General features: G+C 46.4%; 20 protein-coding genes and 1 pseudogene. 7 read left to right on the top strand and 14 right to left on the bottom strand.

Annotated elements, in window-relative coordinates; all coding sequences use genetic code 11:
* Positions 1-64 precede the first annotated feature (64 nt).
* The 8 genes from BGM27_RS03435 to lacG all read right to left on the bottom strand — a co-directional run bounded on the left by BGM27_RS03435 (position 65) and on the right by lacG (position 9,157).
* Positions 65-538, bottom strand: a complete 474-nt coding sequence (locus BGM27_RS03435) for a MarR family transcriptional regulator (protein ID WP_007407329.1) — start codon at positions 536-538, stop codon at positions 65-67.
* Between the two features lie 285 nt (positions 539-823).
* Positions 824-1,936 carry a glycoside hydrolase family 53 protein gene (locus tag BGM27_RS03430; protein ID WP_007407328.1) on the bottom strand — a complete coding sequence of 371 codons (1,113 nt, stop codon included), beginning with the start codon at positions 1,934-1,936 and terminating at the stop codon, positions 824-826.
* 51 nt (positions 1,937-1,987) lie between these two features.
* Positions 1,988-3,487 carry a UDP-glucose--hexose-1-phosphate uridylyltransferase gene (gene galT, locus BGM27_RS03425; RefSeq protein WP_007407327.1) on the bottom strand — a complete coding sequence of 500 codons (1,500 nt, stop codon included), beginning with the start codon at positions 3,485-3,487 and terminating at the stop codon, positions 1,988-1,990.
* Position 3,488: 1 nt separating this feature from the next.
* Positions 3,489-4,481, bottom strand: coding sequence for a UDP-glucose 4-epimerase GalE (galE, locus tag BGM27_RS03420; RefSeq protein ID WP_007407326.1), 993 nt, complete (start codon positions 4,479-4,481; stop codon positions 3,489-3,491).
* Positions 4,482-4,484: 3 nt separating this feature from the next.
* Entirely contained in the window at positions 4,485-5,654 is a 1,170-nt protein-coding gene (locus tag BGM27_RS03415) for a galactokinase (RefSeq protein ID WP_007407325.1), read from the bottom strand.
* Positions 5,655-5,669: 15 nt separating this feature from the next.
* Positions 5,670-7,367, bottom strand: coding sequence for a PTS lactose transporter subunit IIBC (locus BGM27_RS03410; protein WP_007407324.1), 1,698 nt, complete (start codon positions 7,365-7,367; stop codon positions 5,670-5,672).
* Between the two features lie 11 nt (positions 7,368-7,378).
* Positions 7,379-7,693: a PTS sugar transporter subunit IIA gene (locus tag BGM27_RS03405; RefSeq protein WP_007407323.1), complete on the bottom strand. Its 315-nt coding sequence runs from the start codon at positions 7,691-7,693 to the stop codon at positions 7,379-7,381.
* A gap of 63 nt (positions 7,694-7,756) precedes the next feature.
* Positions 7,757-9,157 (bottom strand): 6-phospho-beta-galactosidase, encoded by a 1,401-nt coding sequence (gene lacG / locus BGM27_RS03400; RefSeq protein ID WP_007407322.1) that lies wholly within the window; start codon positions 9,155-9,157, stop codon positions 7,757-7,759.
* A gap of 252 nt (positions 9,158-9,409) precedes the next feature.
* On the opposite strand from lacG, the gene BGM27_RS03395 reads away from it, so the two are divergent.
* Together BGM27_RS03395 and BGM27_RS03390 are read left to right on the top strand one after the other, a co-directional pair.
* Positions 9,410-10,171, top strand: coding sequence for a DeoR/GlpR family DNA-binding transcription regulator (locus BGM27_RS03395; RefSeq protein WP_007407321.1), 762 nt, complete (start codon positions 9,410-9,412; stop codon positions 10,169-10,171).
* Between the two features lie 17 nt (positions 10,172-10,188).
* On the top strand, positions 10,189-10,872 hold the full coding sequence (locus BGM27_RS03390; RefSeq protein WP_007407320.1) for an HAD family hydrolase: 684 nt from the start codon (positions 10,189-10,191) through the stop codon (positions 10,870-10,872).
* Between the two features lie 197 nt (positions 10,873-11,069).
* On the opposite strand, the gene BGM27_RS03385 is transcribed toward BGM27_RS03390, so the two are convergent.
* Together BGM27_RS03385 and BGM27_RS03380 are read right to left on the bottom strand one after the other, a co-directional pair.
* Complete coding sequence (locus tag BGM27_RS03385; RefSeq protein ID WP_007407319.1) at positions 11,070-11,417, bottom strand: DUF3147 family protein; 348 nt, start codon at positions 11,415-11,417, stop codon at positions 11,070-11,072.
* On the bottom strand, positions 11,401-11,826 hold the full coding sequence (locus BGM27_RS03380) for a MarR family winged helix-turn-helix transcriptional regulator (protein ID WP_015239656.1): 426 nt from the start codon (positions 11,824-11,826) through the stop codon (positions 11,401-11,403). Before BGM27_RS03380 ends, BGM27_RS03385 begins: the two co-directional genes overlap by 17 nt.
* A gap of 361 nt (positions 11,827-12,187) precedes the next feature.
* Between BGM27_RS03380 and BGM27_RS20855 the strand changes: the two are divergent.
* Positions 12,188-12,584 (top strand): annotated as a pseudogene (locus BGM27_RS20855) (MgtC/SapB family protein); the annotation flags it as partial.
* Between the two features lie 283 nt (positions 12,585-12,867).
* On the opposite strand, the gene BGM27_RS03370 reads toward BGM27_RS20855, so the two are convergent.
* The 4 genes from BGM27_RS03370 to BGM27_RS03355 all read right to left on the bottom strand — a co-directional run bounded on the left by BGM27_RS03370 (position 12,868) and on the right by BGM27_RS03355 (position 14,450).
* The gene (locus tag BGM27_RS03370) at positions 12,868-13,050 is read right to left on the bottom strand and encodes a hypothetical protein (protein WP_076851211.1); all 183 of its coding nucleotides are present in this window, start codon (positions 13,048-13,050) and stop codon (positions 12,868-12,870) included.
* Positions 13,051-13,164: 114 nt separating this feature from the next.
* Positions 13,165-13,338 (bottom strand): YjfB family protein, encoded by a 174-nt coding sequence (locus BGM27_RS03365; protein WP_007407314.1) that lies wholly within the window; start codon positions 13,336-13,338, stop codon positions 13,165-13,167.
* Between the two features lie 43 nt (positions 13,339-13,381).
* The gene (locus BGM27_RS03360; RefSeq protein WP_007407313.1) at positions 13,382-13,783 is read right to left on the bottom strand and encodes a ribosomal maturation YjgA family protein; all 402 of its coding nucleotides are present in this window, start codon (positions 13,781-13,783) and stop codon (positions 13,382-13,384) included.
* Between the two features lie 97 nt (positions 13,784-13,880).
* Complete coding sequence (locus tag BGM27_RS03355; RefSeq protein ID WP_007407312.1) at positions 13,881-14,450, bottom strand: YjgB family protein; 570 nt, start codon at positions 14,448-14,450, stop codon at positions 13,881-13,883.
* Positions 14,451-14,574: 124 nt separating this feature from the next.
* On the opposite strand from BGM27_RS03355, the gene fdhF reads away from it, so the two are divergent.
* The 4 genes from fdhF (at position 14,575) to BGM27_RS03335 (ending at position 20,676) form a co-directional block, all read left to right on the top strand.
* Positions 14,575-17,532 carry a formate dehydrogenase subunit alpha gene (fdhF, locus tag BGM27_RS03350; RefSeq protein WP_007407311.1) on the top strand — a complete coding sequence of 986 codons (2,958 nt, stop codon included), beginning with the start codon at positions 14,575-14,577 and terminating at the stop codon, positions 17,530-17,532.
* Positions 17,525-18,067, top strand: coding sequence for a helical membrane plugin domain-containing protein (locus BGM27_RS03345; RefSeq protein WP_007407310.1), 543 nt, complete (start codon positions 17,525-17,527; stop codon positions 18,065-18,067). Before fdhF ends, BGM27_RS03345 begins: the two co-directional genes overlap by 8 nt.
* Before the next feature lie 207 nt (positions 18,068-18,274).
* Positions 18,275-19,492 carry a cytochrome P450 gene (locus BGM27_RS03340; RefSeq protein WP_007407308.1) on the top strand — a complete coding sequence of 406 codons (1,218 nt, stop codon included), beginning with the start codon at positions 18,275-18,277 and terminating at the stop codon, positions 19,490-19,492.
* Positions 19,492-20,676 (top strand): macrolide family glycosyltransferase, encoded by a 1,185-nt coding sequence (locus BGM27_RS03335; RefSeq protein WP_007407307.1) that lies wholly within the window; start codon positions 19,492-19,494, stop codon positions 20,674-20,676. Before BGM27_RS03340 ends, BGM27_RS03335 begins: the two co-directional genes overlap by 1 nt.
* Positions 20,677-20,681 lie beyond the last annotated feature (5 nt).

Genomic DNA, 20,681 nt, shown 5'->3' with positions numbered 1-20,681 from the left:
TAAGAGGGATATAAAAAGGCAGCCCGTTTTCATGGAGAAGGGCTGCCTATGGTTTTATTCATATTTATTCCGATTTCATGTCTGCACCAAGTTTCTTTATTTCTGAATCCAAATGCCTGCTGTATGTTTCCACGAAGTTCAGCATCGTGTCAAATTGTTCATCGGTTACTTGTTCAAACACGATTTTGTCCCGTTCTTGAAACTCTTTGTGCAATTCCTCGTGAATTTTATAAATGACTTTTCCTTGCTCGGTAAGCCTGAAATAGATTTCTTTCTTGTTAAGCGGCTTCTGATAGCTTTCGATAAGGCCTTTATTGATAAGCTTCTTCGTTAATTTACTTATGGCGCCTCTTGTCATATAAAGGGACTCCGCAAGTTTTGTCACATTGGCGTCTTCAATTTTTTCGATGAATTCGATGCAATGCACTTCAGAAGGTTTATGCCCCTTAAGGCTTTCTTCCATCTTCAGCCTATTCAGCCACACCATCTTGTTAAAAAAGTCCCTGAAATCCGTGAGGAGCTGTTCTTTTTTGTCCATGTCCCGTCCTCCTGCTCGGTGGTGCTTACACAATATTATAAAATGTTTGTTTCTTTTTCAACAATCGTAAAGTTATGATTTAGGAACTGAGAGATAGTGCGCAGAAATAAGAAGGAGGGGGAACAGAAGAAGTATTCTATTTAAAAAGCGGCTTTTTAACCGAAACGTGGGTTTTCGGGTATTTTTCTTTCCGTATTCGTTACTTGCTCTGTTTCATAACAGGCCAACACTACAGCCTTATAAAAAAGCAGGCTGCACAATGAGCCTGCTTGAGATTCGCATCAATCATTTTCCTGTTGCGGCATCATGAAAAGCGTCGATTGCGGTTGTGTATTTCAAGACGTTTTTAGACACTTTGGCGGTTGCGCCTAATGGGTACGCGTCTGACAGAACGCTGGAGTGAGCTTCGGGTTCCCAGTAAAATACGCCGGTTCCTTTGCCGTTCGGAACGGCTTTCACCAGTTTTATGGTGTCTTTTATGGTCCAGTAGGAATCTTTCGGATTGTTTTCATCTCCGCCCAGTTCAACCACCATGACTTCCTTGTTGTAGCGTGAGGCGATGTCATTCAAATTAGATGATAAATGGCTGGTGAGCTCCCAGTACGGCTTACCTTCCCAATAGGGATAGAATGAAACGCCGATGATGTCGGTTTTTCCGCCGTTTTTAAAGAATTGATCAAACCACCATCTGAATAGGCTGTTGTCCGTGCCGTGTGCCAAATGGCTGATGACCTTGGTGGCCGGGCTGACGGATTTCACGGCGTCATAGCCTTTGTTCAGTAAGCCGGTCAATTTGCTGAAATCGTTCGTGCTGCCGTCGGGCAGTAAAATTCCTGAATTCATTTCATTCCCTACTTGCACCCAATCAGGGGAGATGCCGTGATTTTTAAGTTCTTTCATGACATCGTACGTATGGTTATACACGGCTGCCTGCAGCTGGCTGTTTGAATAACCGTTCCATTGGTTCGGCTTGATCTGGTGGCCTGGATCAGCGAACACATCACTGTAATGGAAGTCAACCATTACCTTCATTCCTAACGCTTTTGCCCTTTTTGCCGCTGCAAGTACGCCCGCTTTGTCACTATAGCCGAGCATGGTCCATGTTGTGCCGTCTTTCAGCCAATAATAGCTGCTTGGCGGATTCACAAACACTCTCAGTCTCACGGCATTTATTCCGTGATCTTTAAGAATCTGCAAGGCATCTTTCTGTTTTCCGCCGTCATCCAGCCAGCGCACACCTTCGTCCTCCATTTGTTTCAGCCATCCTATATCAGCGCCATAGGCAAACGGGGCTTCCGCTTTTGCTTTAGGAGACTTCTCAAAGAATGTAAAAGCAGTGAAAATGAGAGAAAGACAGATTGCGTTTACAAATACACGTTTCAATCGGTTTTTGAACATCACAATACCTCCTGATAAAAAAAATTGTTGATTGATTTCACTCTGAATGTTTCAGCTGCCATTCTCCAATAACGTCGTGAAACGCTGAAACGCCTGAATTCCTTCGGGTGTCATTTTAAAAACGCCTGCATCGGTCAGTGCGCGTAAAAATACATTCGCGGTTTCTTTTTGTAAAACAGCGGCTGCATTCTCCGATGTCACGTCTTTATCCGCTTTGATGTTTTCAGCCCACGGAAGATGAATATCTTTGATGTCATGAGGTTCATTCAGTAAATACTTTTTCACTTCTGCCAGCTCATCTTTCAGGCGGGGAGGTAAAACGGCGAGTCCCATCACTTCAATCAGACCGATATTTTCTCTTTTGATGTGATGCACATCTTGATGCGGGTGAAAAATGCCATCCGGATAATTTTCGGAGGTGCGGTTGTTTCTGAGAGCGAGATCGATTTCAAAATCCGTTCCCCTGCGTCTGGCAATTGGGGTGACGGTATTATGGGGTTCATTTGTCTTTGAGATGATGCTGACGGTTTCGTCTGAATATTCCCGCCACTTTTCAAAAACATACGCAGCGGCATCTGTCAGCAAATCCGGATCTTTTGCGCGAAGGCGGATCACTGATACCGGCCACTTCACGGCTTCGGCCTGAACGTCTGGAAAATGACGCATATGAAAAGGGTAGAGGGAACCCGCTTTTGCCATCGGAAACTCATGGGCGCCGCCTTGATAATGATCGTGAGAAAGAATGGAACCTCCTACGATCGGCAAGTCTGCGTTTGATCCCGCGAAATAGTGGGGGAAGATTTCCGTTATGGCCAGAAGCCTTCTGAAGCTGTCGCGGCTGATGTTCATCGGCTTGTGCACGCTTGAAAGAAAGATAGCGTGCTCGCTGTAATACGCATAAGGGGAGTATTGAAACCCCCACTGTTCTCCCGCTAAGTCAAGCCTGATGATGCGGTGGTTTGAACGGGCGGGGTGATGCGGTGTTCCGGCATACCCCTCGTTTTCCATACAGAGCAGACATGTCGGATACCGGTTTTCCGGACTGTTTTTTACCGCGGCGATGTCTTTAGGGTCTTTTTCGGGCTTTGATAAATTAATGGTGATGTCCAATTCCCCAAAAGGTGTTGATGAGCGGTACACGATATTTTTTCGAATGGCCCGCGTCTTAATATAGTCGTTGTTTTGGCTCAGTCGGTAAAAGTAATCTGTTGCTTTTTTCGGGCAATCTGATAACAATTTGCTGAATGCGGCGTTGATCAGAGAAGGGGCCGGTGTGATCACGTCCATGATTCTGCTTCCCAGCATGTCTCTTTCAGCCGGTGTATCGTTTATGATTGACCGTTTTACCGCGTCTTTCACCATTTCGTCCAAATAGTGGAGCCTGTTTTGTTTCTTGATATGTTTCGGTTCTGCATAATCCGTCAGTCCGAGCAGATCGAGAAGTCTGTTTCTTGTATAAATCACATCTGTTTCATTTATGTCGCCTAAGACAGTGCTTTCTTTCAGAAACCCTGTCACTGATTCAAAAACTTCAATGACCGCCGCCTCCATTTCATTTGTCCTTGTATCCGTTTGGATGTTGCCGATGCCAATTCCATGCTGACGCAATGATTTCCGATATGTCCGTTTGTTTCGGATTCCAGCCCAGAATGTTCCGCGCTTTATCGCTGGAAGCGATGAGGGTGCTTGGATCACCGGGTCTTCTTGCGGCCGCTCTTACTTTTATGTCTCTTTCGGTCACTTGCCGGGCCGCTTCCGCCATTTCTGATACGGAAAACCCGCTGCTTGATCCTAAATTGAAAATGCCGCTGTCTCCGCCGTTTTGCAAATATTCCAGAGCGAGAATATGGGCATCGATTAAATCGGAAACATGGACATAATCGCGGATGCACGTGCCGTCTTTTGTATCATAGTCAGTGCCGAATATCAAAACCTCCTCGCGCTGACCGAGCGCGGTTTGTAAAAGGATAGGGATAAGGTGGGTTTCCGGATGATGATCTTCTCCGATGGAACCGTCCGTTTTCGCGCCGGCAACGTTAAAATACCGAAGCGAGACATATTTTATGCCGCAGGCGGTTTCACACCACTTCAGCATTTTTTCTGCCATGAGTTTTGATTCGCCGTATGCGCTTTCCGGCTTTTCGGGCATGTCTTCTGTGATGGGCACTTTTTCAGGTTCGCCGTATACAGCGGCGGATGAAGAAAACACAATGTGTTTCACTCCGAATTCCTGCATGACCTCCAGCGTAATTTGCGTACCGTACACATTATTATTGAAATATGAAAGAGGGTCTTTCATTGATTCGCCGACAAGGGATTGAGCGGCAAAATGGAGAACGCCTGTTACGTTCTCCTTCGCAAACACAGAGCGAAGAAACGGTTTTTCACGGATATCTCCATGGTAAAAAACTGCTTTTTCATGAACAGCTTTCCGGTGGCCTGTCTGGAGATTATCCACAGCTATCGTTTTAAATCCTTTGTTTAATAATTGATCAACCGCATGAGAACCGATATAGCCGGCTCCGCCGAGAACGAGAATCGCCATGATTTATTTTTCCCTCCATTCAGCCGCGCCATCGCTTATATCCGCGATGTAGAAAGAAGCTTCAAGACCTGTCCTGCTGCGGTAGTGAGATGAAACGGCCCGGATAAAGCCGGCGGTTTCTTCACTTTCCACAATGGCTATGGCGCAGCCGCCGAACCCCGCGCCCGTCATCCGCGCTCCGAGTGCTCCTTCTTTCCAGGCTGCTTCAGCCAGCGCGTCTAATTCGTCACCGGTCACTTCATAATCATCGCGTAAAGAACGGTGGGACGCATTCATCAGCTCGCCGAACGTTTTCAAATCATTCGATTTGAGAGCCTCCGCGGCTGAGAGGGTCCGCTCGTTTTCGTTGACCGCGTGCCGGGCTCTTTTACGCAAAGTTTCACAGGAGAGAAGGGATTCGAGTTCGTTGAATTCTTCTCCCGTCAATTCCGCAAGTGAGGCGATATTCCGATATTGCCGCAGTTCTGAAAGAGCCTCGTCACATTCGCTGCGGCGTTCATTATATTTTGAAGCCGCCAGCTCCCGGCGCTTGTTCGTATTCATAATGACGATTTTATATCCGTTAAAAGCAGCCGGAATCATTTCGTGCTCAAGCTTATCGCAGTTTAACAGAATGGCCATGTTCTTTTTGCCTTTTTGCACTGCGAATTGATCCATAATGCCTGAATTCACGCCGATAAATTCATTTTCGACTCTTTTTCCGATAAGCGCCAGTTCAGTATCGGAAACATCCAGGCTGAATAACTTTCTTAAAATGGAACCTGTTAACATTTCAATAGAAGCGGAGGAGCTTAAACCGGCTCCGTTTGGAATCGTACCGTGAAAAAGAATATCCATTCCGCTGTCTATTTGGCCGCCGACTTTAAGAAGGTAATGGATCATCCCCTTCGGATAATTGGCCCAGCCGTCTTCTTTTTTGTATGCTGTGGCGGAAAGATCAAGGCAGACAATGCCGCTGTCAGGAAAGTTTTCTGAGTATAACCGGATCTGGTGATCTCCGCGTTTTGCGCATACGGCATAAGTTCCGATCGTGATCGCGCATGGAAGAACGTGGCCGCCTATATAATCCGTATGTTCCCCGATCAGGTTGATCCGGCCGGGTGCGAAAAACAGTTCTCCGTTACTTCTCTTGAAAATGTCTTCGAATCTTGATCTCAAAAGTTTTGCATCCATGATAAACCCCCGATTCTATTTTGAGGTATGCTCCAGTATGAACTGAATGGCTTTTTGTGAATTTCTGGTGAGGCTGATATATTCTGCTCCTTTCGTTGCGATGAGTTTCACTTGCAGGCGGTCCGCATCTTCTTTAATGTCATCGTAATAAGAGCCGACCTGCGGAGCCAAAATGATCATATCGAAGTCTTTCATGATGTCGTAATGGGATCCGTAGGCGCCTGCTGAGGCGGTAATCGGCACGTTATATTCTTCGGCTCCTTCTGTCAGTGCGTTCGCAAGCATGGCGCTCGTTCCCGCTCCGGCGCACAGCACTAACACATTGGTGCTGTGTTCCAAGGAGGATGAGGATTCCTGAAGATTTGTGCTGATGACGGAGGACGCGTCTTCGGAGGCGCCGGCCATGGCGGGCTGTAATGTTTGCGGCGCGGTTTCAGGCTCGGTGTGTTGGGCTTCTTTCGCCGCTAATACTTTGTCATAAGCTTTACAGAATGGCAGGTATATCAGGAAATCGACAATGATTAATACAGCCGTCAGCACAAAAGCCGAGAGCCCCATGCCGGTTCCGAGAATCAAGCCGGCGGGCGCCGGGGTGGCCCACGGAAGAACATACATAAAACTGTTCATTCCGATGACATCCACGAAAAATTTAAACAGACAGACATTCACCATCGGCGTTACAACAAACGGAATGAAAAAATAAGGATTTAAAATGATCGGCGCAGCAAAGAGCAGAGGTTCGTTTACTGCGAAAGACACCGGAACCGCGGATGCTTTTCCGACTGCTTTCAATTGCTTGGATTTCGCGAAAAGAAGAAAGATAAACGGAACAACAAGGGTTGCGCCGGTCCCTCCCATTGTGCCGACGAAGTTCCCGAGTCCGACGGTCAGCACGTTGGACGCCTGCTCACCGGCATTATGAAGCTGAAGGTTCGCCTCCACATTTGCGTAAATAATAGCTGCGATGGCCGGTTCCACAATAGAAGGACCGTGAACGCCGACAAACCAGAACAGCGCCATCATTCCCCAAATGACACAAATCCCCAGATAACCGTCTGCGGCGGTAAAAAACGGCGATAAGAGAGAGGAGAGAGCCTCTGCAAAAGATACGTTCAGCGTATTCCTGATCAATAAATCAACGATCACCATGGCCAAAACGGAAAAAGCGAACGGAAAAACATCTTTAAATGTTTGTGAAATGGTACCCGGTACTTCTTTCGGCATTTTAATCGTAATATTTTTCAGCACGCAGAATCTGTAAACGTTCACTGTTATGAAAGCGGATACAAAAGCGGCTAAAAGACCTTTTGTGCCGAGGTATTCCGTGGAGAATCCGCCATCGATTTGAGTGACGCTTAAAATGAGAAACCCGACGACTGAAGCAAGCATCGCTGAAACGGGGTTGATCCCTTTGTTTTTCGGCATTTTTCGGTTCATTGATTCACTCAGGCATTTCGCACTTGTTGCCGCAACGATCAGACCGAGGGCGCCCATTGAATAGTTATAAACTTTCCAAAGCCATTCAGAAACACTTTTAGGCCAAGTGAAACCCAACACTTCCGGCACAGCGGCGGTGAGGATGAAAATGCTGGCGAATAAAATAACAGGCATGGCCGTTAAGAAGCCGTCGCGGATCGCGCCTAAATAAATGTTTCTTGAGATTTTTTCAAAAAACGGTTTTCCCTTTTCGATTTGCTTGATGATACCGTTCATTTTTCCACTCCTTATCGGCGGCTTCGGTAGAGTTCTATAAAATCCTGAATAAGATCACGGAGCAAAAGGGTTGTCATCAAGTGGTCCTGACCGTGAACGAAAATAAATCCTAATTCCATGTCCTTGCCGTCAGCTTCTTCAGCTAACATTTTCGTTTGCGCATTGTGGGCGAGGGTTAAATTTTCATCGGCGCTTTTCAATGCTGCTTCCGTGTTTTCGAAGTTTCCGGCACGGACTTCCTTCAGGACTTTCAATAAAGTGCTTCTGGCGTCGCCGGCATAGGCGACGATTTCAAAACCGAGCATCTGCAATTCTTCCTTTGTCATGAAAAAAACCTCCTAAAGACGGCACACATGATGAAAAGAGACTCTTTTCACCATGTATGATCGTTAAATGATTGTTTTTGTTTCACTTACAAGTTTGTACCAGTAGGCCGATTCTTTCGGATATCGTTTTTGGGTGTCAAAGTCGACGTAAAAAAGACCGTAACGTTTGTTGTAGCCGTTGGTCCATGAAAATAAATCCATTAAGGACCATAAGAAGTACCCCTTTACATTGACCCCGTCGCTAATCGCTTTACTGACGGCTTCTAAATAGACTTTTAAATAGTCGATTCTTGCCTTATCCATAATGATGCCGTCTTCAAACTCATCTTTATAGCCCATGCCGTTTTCGGTAATGTACATTTTGTTATATTGCGGATAGTCCCGTTTGATGCGCATCAGCATGTCATACATGCCTTCAGGATAAATGAGCCAGTCCCAATCGGTCCGTTTCAGGCCTTCTTTGTAAATTCTTTCGCCGATTCCTTTTACTTTATAGACCGAAGTGCCCTTATCGCCCGTTCCGTTATGGTGAATAACGGTTTCTCCGTCGTACGCTTTGACGAAATGGCATTGATAATGATTGATGCCGAGATAATCATTGCGCGTTGAAGCTTTTTTCATCACGTCAAAGTCACTGTCTGAAAACTCGTATGAAGCGCCGTTTGCCTCACAGATTTCATCCAGAGCCCGCATGGTTTCCTCGGAGTAATAGCCGAGGTAGGTGGCGTCGAGGAGAAATCTCACTGATAACGCGTCATCCAGAAAACAGGCGCGGCGGTCTTCTTCTGAGTCGCTGGCGGGATATTTTGTTTCCAATGAGTGGACGACACCGATTTCTCCCGGATAGCCGCCGTCTTTAAAAAGATTGACGGTCATCGCATGCGCTACCATCATATGATGGAGGCATTGAATGACTTTTGTGATATCACTTTTAATTGATGGCGGGAAAACCCCGAGTAAATACTGGTTGGTGGCTGTGGGATAAATTTCGTTAAACGTGCTCCAATATCTGATTTCGCTGAATTCTTTAAAGCAAAACTCCGCATAGCTGACGAACGCTTCTATTGCAGCGCGGTTGAGGAAATCTCCCTGGTCAAATAATCCTTTCGGTGTATCGAAATGATGCAGCGTGACAAAAGGGGTGACGTTGCGTTTATGGCACTCTGAGAAAATACGATGATAGTAATCAACACCTTCCTGATTGATTTTGCCCGTGCCGTCAGGGAAAATTCTCGTCCAGGCTATAGAAAGGCGGATGCCGTTTATTCCGAATTTTTCACATAGTTTAATATCTTCCGGAAACTGGCGGTAAAAATCACTTGCCGGATCAGGGCTGAATCTTCCCTGTTTTTCAAGGAATTCATCCCAGGCCACAGGCCCTTTGCCGCCTTCTTTTGTGGCGCCTTCCGCTTGATATGCCGCAGTCGCCCCGCCGAAAATAAAGTCATGAGGTAATTTGAGCATTACTGAATCCTCCTTCGCCAATGTGGGAATTGAAGTTTGTTAATGTTTGTAATTGTTATCTTTTGTTTAATAGTAAACGCATACATTTTTGTTGTCAATAGCTTCATAAAGAAATAACATCTGTGTTCATAGGGGTTTTATAAGTTTCTTGTTGTTTTATATGTTGATTATGTTGTTTGTTAGTGTTTGTTTTTGTTGACCGGAGTGCCGCGGTGTGTTAGATTGTGTGTAAAGTTGAGGGGATGATTGAACATGTTAAAAAAAGAGCGTCTTTTAAAAATCATCGACATCGTAAACTCGCGGGGGTTTATTACGGTGAGTGATATTATCGATGAACTGGATGTTTCTGATATGACAGTGAGAAGAGATCTGGACGAGCTGGATAAGGCCGGAAAAATCGTACGTATTCACGGAGGCGCACAGAGCATATCTTATTCCATTGATCACGAATTATCGCATAATGAAAAACTGGGTGTTCAAATGGATGAGAAGGGGAAGATCGCGGAACTCGCAGCTTCATATGTAAATGACGGCGATACCGTTTTTTTAGGGCCCGGCACGACGATTGAACTTTTAGCCAAACACCTGCTGCATAAGCGAATCAGGATTATCACAAACAACTATCCCGTATTTGATATTTTAAAGCATGGTGACACTGCGGATACCATTCTGATTGGCGGCGATTTCCGAAAAAATACCGGTGCCTTCGTCGGGCCCATCGTGAACGGCAATCTGCAGAAATTCAATTTTACGAAAGCTTTCATTAGCGCAAACGGCATACATAATGATGAGATTTCTTCTTACAGCATTGAAGAAGGGGAAGCCCATCAAATCGCGCTGAATAATTCGCGGACGAAATTTTTGCTGGCGGATAATAAAAAATTCAACCGGGAAGATTTTTACGTGTTCTATAACTTACACGATATGGATTATCTGATTACGGATGATAAAGTGATGAAAGATGTTCAGATTCATTATGAGCAATATGTAGATGTCAAAATCGCAAAAAAATAAAAAAGGCGGGCGGTTCGATGAAAGGGGTTATTTTTGATTTTAACGGCACGATGTTTCAAGATTCGCATCTGCACGAAAAAGCATGGTTTTTCATGGTGAAAAAATACGCGCCGAAAACTATTTCTGATGAAGACATTTTCGTTAACATTCACGGGAGAACAAACAGTGAAATCCTGACGTATTTTATTTCCGGCGATTTAACAAATGAAGAAATCAAGAAGCTGTCTTTTGAAAAAGAAGCCTACTACAGAGAATTATGCCTTGAAAACAAAGATGAGTTAAAGCTGACGAAGGGACTGACCGGCGTATTGAACCATCTGAAAAAATCAGAAACGCCGATGACCATTGCCACGGCTACGGTAAAGGAAAATGTCGAGTTTTACTTTGACGTCTTTCAGTTGGATCGGTGGTTTGATTTTGACAAAGTCACGTTTGATGACGGGAGCTTCCCCGGAAAACCGGCGCCGGATATTTTTCTCATCGCATCGGAAAAGTTAGGCCTCAGGCCTGAAGAATGCTTAGTCATTGAAGATGCCTTTTCGGGGCTCACAGCGGCGAAAAAAGCAGGTGCAGGCAAGATTATGGCCATTGACCCGCTCGGAAAAAACCGCGCGCTATTTGAAGAAAAACAGCTGGCGGATGACGGGATACTGACAGATTTCACCTCGTTTTTTGAGGTGATTGCCGGACATTCTGTTTGAGAGATCAGCCGGTTCTTCATGCCGATATGGCTGTACAGGCTGCGAACTCCGTTCGCAACACGGGATGTTTTTGTGTTCGGCGGTGTCTGCTTCTCGTGAAGAAAGGGGTTTCGCTTTTTAATCGGAGTCACTTTTAAGACAGGGGTATCCCTGTTTTTTTAATTCCTCGTATTTCTTCCAAAGAAGCGCTAAGGTGCTTATTGCTGACTGTTTATATGTTTCACGATAAAATCCTGAGCATACAAGAAAACCAGCCATCCTGTAAGTCCAAGCCCTGATGCGGCAATGAAAGACAGTGAATGGCGAAGGGCGATGCCGATAATGACCAGCATAATGACTGTGGAGGGGATGCCGGAAGCCACGCTGAATGCAAAATGACTTAATGTCTCCTTCGTTTCGCCTTGGATGTACAGCCAAACCATGCTCAGCATACTGACAATTGGTAAAGCCGCTATTATACCTCCATAACTCGGGCTTCTTCTTGATATTTCAGTGATAATCCCAATAATAGCAGCGGAGACAATGATTTTAACGATCGTAAACATCTTCAGCACGCTCCTTCATCAAACTGAATGCTTTTAGGACAAGTGTTCTTTCTTCATTATTCATGCTGTCAAAAAGAAGCTGTTTAAGCTTTTCTTCATCAAGACCGGAATGCCGGTAAAGGACATCCGCCCCCAAACTGGTAAGTTTTAAAATGACTTTCCGCTCATCCTCAACACTTCTGGTTTTATAAACGTACTTTTTCTGCAGTAACCGCTTTATATGTTCCGAAGCGGTATTATGTGATACTTGAATCGCTTCGGCAATGTCTTTTATTCCGACTGCCTTCTCTTTTTGAATGACTTGCAGAATCCGTACACCTTGGTGAGTGATTTTTTCATGGTGCTGATAACGGAGCCGGTAATAAATATCTGTCCAGAGGTCATTTAATCGCATGATTTCGTTTGACATCATCATCCACCTTCTATCGTTTATTAAGATTATATCTTATATTACGATATATTTTTGCGGATTGAAAGCAATTTTTGAGTATGAGGGAGCGGCATTCGTTCTGTTTTTAGAAGATTGGAAGAGACAAGCGGCCGCAGCTTCAACGAATAAACTTGTTTCATATACTCTCAATAAGTTATTTCCTTTATTTTGGAAACGCCAGCTTAATACCTTCCGCATATAAATAAGGGCACTGACAATATGATAAAGAACCAAAGTATATATTCAAATGCAGTTTTTTTCAGCAGGGCAGTCCTGTGCTGATTGAAAAAGATACGGGGGATAAAAAGCGGGTAAGAAGATAAGGAAAGGAGAGAGAGGGATGGAACTTGATTTTGTGATTCGTCTGGCGGTTGCGGGTCTGCTTGGGGCTCTTATTGGATTGGAGAGAGAATTCAGGGCGAAGGAAGCCGGTTTGAGGACGCATTTTTTAGTGGCCGTCGGCAGCGCCTTGATGATGATCGTTTCCAAATACGGCTTTTTTGATTTGTTATCCAACAGCCATACGTCCTTTGATCCGAGCCGGGTGGCGGCGCAGGTCGTCAGCGGCGTCGGATTTTTAGGAGCCGGCACGATTATTTTGCAGCGGCATGTCGTGCGGGGGCTTACGACGGCCGCGGGGATTTGGGCTACGTCGGGCATCGGGCTGACGATCGGGGCAGGTATGTATGTCATCGGCATCAGCGGCACGATTTTGGCGTTAATCGGGCTTGAACTGTTAAATTTTCTGTTTAAACCGGCGGCGCATTCTTTGTCTGTCAGTTTCAGGATTGAGGAGAAAGCCGTCATGCATGATATTTTAACTTCTCTTGAGGAAAAAGGAATTCTTATTACGTCCTATGAATTGAATAAGGCGGTGCTTGAAGTGAAGGGAAGGGTGAAAAGCAAAAGCGGGAAAGCGGCGGTAATGGAAAAAGTTCAAGCCCTCCCGTATATCCTGTCGGTCAAAGTTGAATAGCAGACAGGGGAAGCCTCCTGTCTGCAGTCATTTCTTTTCAAACATTAATACCAAGGATAGAACGGGATATACGGCCGCGGATAGTATGGATATGGTCTAGGATAATAATAAGGCGGCCGCGGATAGTATGGATACGGTCTGGGGAAATAATAAGGCGGCCGCGGATAATGATATGGCACCCGTTCGTGGCTCTCGGCTGTGTATTCATGATAGAAAGGATCGTACAAGAGGAAAACCTCCTTTTCAAATGTTTGGTTCCGTTTACCTTATTCCTGTATGCCCGGTATGGTGTACGTACAACGGGCAAAAAAAAGACGCCGGTTATCATCCGGCATCTTTTTTTACACTTTCACATCAATTGAATGTCCGGCAGTCGGGTGCTGGGACGGCAGCATTTTCACTGTTTCTTCCGCCGCAGCCTGTGCTTGCTGCATGACCGTTTTTGTTAAAGCGATATTTACATTCTGCGCCAGAGATGCTTGGTGCATAGCGATTGATAACGCAGGGATATCCATAGCTTCCACCTCCTTATCCCTTCATATCGGCGGCATGCTCCGATTATGAAGGGGACTGGCGGTTTCTTTTTACGGCCCATTCTAAAAATGCGGCGGCGCATACCCCGAGGGTATAGGCGAAAATATCACTCCAGACAAATTGCCAGCCGAGGATCAGCCCGCCGAGCGTGCTGCTTCTGATTGCGTCAATCCAAGGCGCGTGATACAGCTGGCTGCATTCAATCAGACAGCAAAACGAGAGGCTCAAAAATGCGGCTGTTTCCGTCCGGATGTGCCGAAACAAAAGCCCGAATCCTGTAAAAATCATTGCCGCCCACAGGGCATCTCCTAAATAAGCGTTTATGATGCCGGGCAATAGGGCGGTGATGTATGCGGTTCTGGACAGCAAACCGAGGGCGATGATAAAAACGGTACATATTCCGTATGTTAATGGATGTCTATTCACTTCACGCTGTTCCCCTTTTTTTGTACTCCCATGTATTGTAAGGAACGACGGAGAAGCTGTCTATGAAAAAACGGCCCGGGAGTCCGCTTTTTTTGCGTTATCTGGCTTTTAGGTTGACGTGGTCTGCTTTTTGGTCACTGCCGATGACGAAGCGGAGCTCATACTGCCCCGTATGGTAGACGTAATCTGTTTCGCCCGTTTTTGGCACTGTCAGGATTTTGTCAGCGCTGCCGATTTGTTTGCTTAAGACGTCAGGTGTGACGCTGCCGAGGTTTAAGCGCCGCTCGACCCCCGTTCCGAAATAGCGTATTTCCGAGATTTTTCCGTTTTTATGATAGGAAAATCCATAACCGGGGTTTCCCATGTTCCAGCTGTATAAATCAAATGGATTGCGGCTGTCTGCTTTTTGTTCCGGCTCGCCGATTTTATCGTAAACGTCCTGTCTTGTGCTTTGGTTGATTTTCAGGCCTTTCACATTTTGCGGCATTTCCCCTTTAAATGCCGATTGGTAAAGGCTGTTCACCAGTTCTTGTGCACGTTGGTTTTCTGTTTTTGAAGCGGCTGCGGCATGGACGGGCTGTATAACCGAAAATGCTTCTGCGCCGAATGCGCATCCCGTGAGCATCACTGCCGATAATCCCGTGGCGAGTGTTTTTTTCTTCAACATATGTGAACGCCTCCTTTTTACCGCTCATACCCGTATGTTTCCTGAGATAAACGAGATGTTTTAGTGAAAGGCCGGCTGGGAATCATAGAGGATGTATAGAGGGGTACAGAAAGGGGAAAAGAAAATGGCTGATACAAAGAAGGTTACAATCAATGGGGTTGAAATGGAAGCGCCGGACGGTCAAACCGTTTTGCAGCTTTTGAACAATAGTTCAATTGACGTGCCGCATGTGTGTTATCACCCGAGTCTCGGGCCGATTGAAACGTGCGATACCTGTATCGTCAATGTTAACGGGGAACTGGTGCGTTCGTGTTCCGCGCAAATAAAGGACGGAGATGTCATCGATACGCTTTCGTCCGATGTGAAAAAAGCGCAGATTATCGGCATGGACAACATTTTGCACAACCATGAATTGTACTGCACGGTCTGTGATTACAACAATGGGAGCTGCGAAGTACATAATACCGTAAAGGAAATGAAAATCAATCATCAAAGCATTCCGTTCGATCAAAAACCGTATCCTAAAGATGAATCAAATCCGTTTTACCGATATGATCCCGACCAGTGCATTTTGTGCGGACGCTGCGTCGAAGCCTGTCAGGACGTACAGGTAACCGAAACCTTAAGCATTGATTGGGAGCGGAAACGCCCGCGGGTCATTTGGGATCAGGATGTGCCGATCAATGAATCATCATGTGTTTCCTGCGGACATTGTTCGACGGTATGTCCGTGTAATGCCATGATGGAAAAAGGCATGGAAGGCGAAGCGGGGTATTTAACAGGCATTAACCAAGAGACGCTTCGTCCGATGATTGACATCACAAAAGGCGTCGAAACCGGATACGGATCGATTTTGGCCATATCGGACATGGAATCGGCCATGCGGGATGAAAGAATCAAGAAAACGAAAACCGTATGCACTTACTGCGGTGTCGGCTGCAGTTTTGATATATGGACGAAAGGAAGAGACATTTTAAAGGTAGAACCTCAGGCCGAGGCGCCCGCAAATGGCATTTCGACGTGTGTGAAAGGGAAATTCGGCTGGGATTTCGTCAATAGTGAAAAGCGCCTTACCAAACCGCTTATCCGGGAAGGAGACTCGTTTCGGGAGGCGGAATGGGATGAAGCGCTGCAGCTGATCGCTGATAAATTTACCGATATAAAAGAACATTTCGGCCCGGACGCACTTGCCTTTATCACATCTTCCAAATGCACGAATGAAGAATCATACGTGATGCAGAAGCTTGCAAGAGCCGTCATCGGCACAAATAATGTCGACAACTGCTCACGCTACTGCCAGTCTCCCGCCACGGCCGGATTGTTCAGAACGGTCGGATACGGCGGTGATTCAGGGTCGATTACAGATATAGAAAAAGCTGAGCTCGTGCTGATTATCGGCTCAAATACGTCTGAGTCTCACCCCGTCCTGTCCACACGCATTAAACGTTCTCATAAACTGCACGGACAGAAGCTCGTCGTCGCTGACTTGCGAAAACATGAAATGGCCGAGCGCTCCGATGTGTTTTTCCAGCCGCGTGCCGGATCAGATATTGTCTGGCTGAATGCCGTATCGAAATATCTGCTGGATCACGATTTGGCGGATACTGCATTTCTGAAGGAGAGAGTGAACGGATTAGATGAATTCGTGAAAAGCCTTGAACCTTATACAATGGAATATGCGGAAAAACATACCGGTGTGGACAAGGATACCCTAATCAAAGTGGCCCGGATGATTCATGAAGCCGGCAGCGTGTGCGCACTGTGGGCGATGGGTGTCACCCAGCATATCGGAGGAAGTGATACGAGCACGGCCATTTCCAACATGCTTCTTGTGACCGGAAATTACGGCAAGCCCGGCGCAGGCTCATATCCGCTTCGGGGCCATAATAACGTGCAGGGAGCCAGTGATTTCGGCAGTATGCCTGACAGCTTCCCCGGCTATGAAAAAGTAACGGATGAAAAAGCCCGCAAAAAGTATGAGCAGGGCTGGGGAACAGACCTGCCGAAAGAAATCGGAATGACAAATCATGAAATGATCGAAGGCATCCACTCAGGAAAACTGAAGTCCATGTACTTAAAAGGAGAAGAAATGGGGCTTGTCGACTCCAATATTAACCATGTTCATGCCGCATTTGAAAAGCTTGATTTCTTCGTTGTGCAGGATATCTTTCTTTCGCGTACGGCCGAGTTCGCCGATGTCGTGCTTCCGGCAAGCCCGAGCCTTGAAAAAGAAGGGACGTTTACGAATACGGAACGGAGGGTGCAGCGTCTTTACGAAGTGTTTGAACCGCTGGGCGATTCAAAGCCTGATTGGCAGATCATTACGGACATCGCCAACCGTCTGGGCGCTGATTGGCACTATGAACATCCGGCAGACATTATGGAAGAAGCGGCAATGCTTTCGCCGCTCTACGCAGGCGTCACTTACGAACGTCTCGAAGGCTACAATTCACTGCAATGGCCGGTTGCAGCGGACGGAACCGATTCACCGCTTTTATTTACGGACAAGTTCCCGTTTTCAGACGGCAAAGCGATTCTATATCCCGTTCAGTGGACCGAGCCGAAAGAATTTGATGAAGAATATGATATCCATGTGAATAACGGGAGGCTGCTCGAGCATTTTCACGAAGGGAATCTGACTTACCGATCAAAAGGAATATCCGAAAAAACACCGAGTGTGTTCCTTGAGGTCTCGCCCGAACTCGCCGAAGAAAGAGGGCTGGAAGACGGAACGCTTGTCCGTCTGACTTCACCGTACGGAAATGTGAAAGTCAAATGCGTCATCACAGACAGGGTAAAAGGCAAACAAGTCTATCTTCCGATGAACGATTCAAAAGACGCCGCCATTAACCTTTTGACAAGCAGCTATGCGGATAAGGATACCGATACACCGGCTTATAAAGAAACATCAGCGAAGATGGAGATTTTGAAAAAAGAAGGCGTTAATCCGCTTCCGAAAATCAATTTCCGTTACGGAAACCCGCAGCCGCAGATCGGTGTCCGGGTTGATCGGAAATGGGCGCGTAAAGATTATGTATTTCCGGGAGACGCCGTAAAAAGGGGGAAGCAGCAAAATGGCTAAAGCAATCAGCGGCATCCGAAAACAGACCGTCACAGAAGAAGACAAACGAAAAAAGGACTTAGAAGAGATCGAGACGGCTCTTTTACGAAATAAAGACGCGATTTTGGAATCTCTGCACATTCTTCAGCACATGAACGAGCGCGGCGTTTTGGCGCTTCTGCGCGGGCTCTTCGGCCAGGGAGACAAAGTGATGGATATCCTCGTGAAGAAGGCGAATACTCCGGAAACGGCCAATATGCTGAAAAATCTCCTGCTGTTAAGCGGCGTTCTCGGCATGCTCGATGTAAAACAGCTTGAGCCGTTTATCGTTAAAATCAATACGGGGGTCACAAAGGCCGTCGAGGAAAAAGACAGCGGCAGGAAGACCGGGTATTTTGATATCGTCCGCGCTTTAAAAGACCCGGAAATCAACAAGGCCGTCACTCTGCTGTTTTCTTTCCTGAAAGGCATGGGCGCTGATACGGACGATATGGAAAGAAATACGCAGCCTCCTGAAGACCAAAAGCAGCACCAGAAACCGCAGACGAATGAGTGAACATATCTCCCGAGCCTGGCCGAAGGCTCGGGTTTTTTGTGCGCTTCTGCTGTTTTCTTGGGAGAAATTTCACCTCCGGATTCATGACTTTTGTTGTGTTATGTTAATAGTTAAGGTTATGAATAGAAAAAAATTGAAAATATGTGCTAGGATAAAATTCAAGGTACGTCAACTATTCAAATATGAAACAATCAGGAGTGATGAAACATGAGTAAGCTGAGGAGCACGAGACAAGCCATCCAAAGAACCCTGATGAAAGGAAAAAACGGCCTGGACGTATACAACCCTTTTCCTTGGTACGAAAAAATGAGACGGGAAAGCCCTATACACTTTGATGAAGAAACGAAGGTTTGGAGTGTGTTTTTATACGATGATGTCAAAAAAGTCATCAGTGATAAAGAGACGTTCTCAAGCCTCATGACTGATGTGAAAAGCTCGATTGCAAAGTCCATGCTGAATATGGACCCGCCGAAGCATACCCAAATCAGATCCGCCGTCAATCGCGCTTTCACTCCCCGCGTCTTGAAGGAATGGGAGCCGAGAATTAAAGACATTACCGATCATCTCCTGAAACAGGCAAAGAACAAAGGGCGGATTGATATCGTTAAAGATCTCTCTTACCCTTTGCCGGTCATGGTGATTTCAGAATTATTAGGCGTTCCGTCCGAACGTATGGATCAGTTTAAAAAATGGTCGGACATTCTCGTCAGCATGCCGAAAGATGCGAGTCCTGAAGCGGCGGAGAAAAATCAGCAGGAACGTGACCAATGTGAGGCGGAGCTGGCGGCGTTTTTTGCGGAAATAATAGAAAGCAAACGAAAACAGCCCGGCCAAGACATTATTTCTATTTTGATAAAAGAGGAAGAAGAGGGAGAGAAGCTCACGGCAGAAGATCTGATCCCGTTTTGCAACCTGCTTTTAGTGGCGGGAAATGAAACAACGACTAATCTCATTTCAAATGCGGTTTACAGCATATTAGAGACGCCCGGCCTTTATGAAGAGCTGAGACAGGACCCTTCTCTCATCGCGCAAACGGTGGAAGAGACGCTGCGTTTTCGCGCTCCCGCTCCGTTTGTCAGAAGGACGGTCCGGCACGACACTGAACTGCGCGGACGCCGCTTGAAAAGCGGGGAGATCGTTCTCTGCTACGTTGCATCTGCCAACCGTGATGAAAACAAATTTGAGAAGGCGGGCGTATTTGATATTCATCGCCAATCGAATCCGCACCTTTCCTTCGGATTCGGCGTACACTTCTGCTTAGGCGCTCCGCTTGCCAGACTTGAAGCGGAAGTGGCGCTGAAAGGAATTGTAAAAGCCTTTTCACACCTTGAGCCGGTCCAGATTGAGCCGATCCGAAACAGTGTCATGTACGGGCTGGAGTCTTTAGAAGCGGAGATAAACGAAAATGAGGGAGAAGAAAAATGATGAGAAAAACACACATCGCCATTATTAATGTGGCCGCTCACGGTCATGTCAATCCCACGCTGCCCGTAGCCGAGGAACTTGTCAATCGCGGGTATAAAGTGACATTCGCTACGACTGAGGAATTCGAAGCTTCCGTTGCCAAAACGGGCGCCATTCCCGTTTTATACCGCACAAGCATAAAGGCGGACCCGGAGACGATAAAAGAACGGGTAAATAAAAATGATGCGTTTGTGATGTTTCTGGAAGAAGCGGTTGAAGTGCTTCCGCAGCTGGAAGAGCTGTACAAAGACGACCTTCCTGACATCGTCCTGTTTGATTTTTTAGCTCTTGCAGGAAAATTGTTTGCGGATAATAGCGGCATCCCGGCCGTAAAGTTCTGCCCGAGCTATGCAATGAATGAGTATTTTCAATTAGGAAGAGACGAAGAAACACTGGAAGCGGCCAAACAGGCGATAGAAGAATACCAGGAGCAGATTGAAAATGAACAATTGAAACGGATGACAATGGAAGAATTTTTTATGCCTGAAAAACTGAATATTGTCTTTATGCCAAGGGCCTTTCAGCCGAAACAGGAAACCTTTGATGAACGATTCTGTTTTGTGGGTCCGTCTCTTGGAGAACGCACAAATACGGGAAGTCTGGAAATTGATGCAGCCGATGACCGTCCGCTTATGCTCATCTCACTGGGAACGGCGTTTAACGCCTGGCCTGATTTTTACCAGATGTGTATTGACGCGTTTCGGGACTCGGACTGGCGGGTTATTATGTCAGTCGGCACAACAATTGATCCGGAAAGTTTTTCGGATGTCCCCGATCACTTTATCATCCGCCAGCACGTTCCTCAGCTTGATGTGCTGGAGAAAGCAAAGCTGTTCGTATCTCACGGCGGGATGAACAGTACAATGGAGGCGATGAATGCGGGTGTCCCGCTCGTTGTCGTTCCGCAAATGCACGAACAAGAGGTTACCGCAAAGCGTGTGGATGAATTGGGGCTTGGCGTGCATCTGCCGCCGAAAGAAGTCACTGTGGCCCGTTTGCAAAAAGACGTTCAAAACGTATACGGCGATAAAAACATCCTCAGCCGCGTGAAAAGCATGCAGCAGAAAATAGAAGAAACCGGCGGCCCCAAACAGGCTGTTTGTGCCATTGAAGAATTTTTGAAAAAGGCGGCCGTCGAAAATTGATTGAG

Origin of the sequence: Bacillus sp. FJAT-27001 (assembly GCF_019039175.1) — a bacterium.
GTDB classification, from domain to species: domain Bacteria; phylum Bacillota; class Bacilli; order Bacillales; family Bacillaceae; genus Bacillus; species Bacillus velezensis.
Note: the sequence above shows the minus strand (reverse complement) of the source record. Positions and strands in the feature narration are given on the sequence as shown.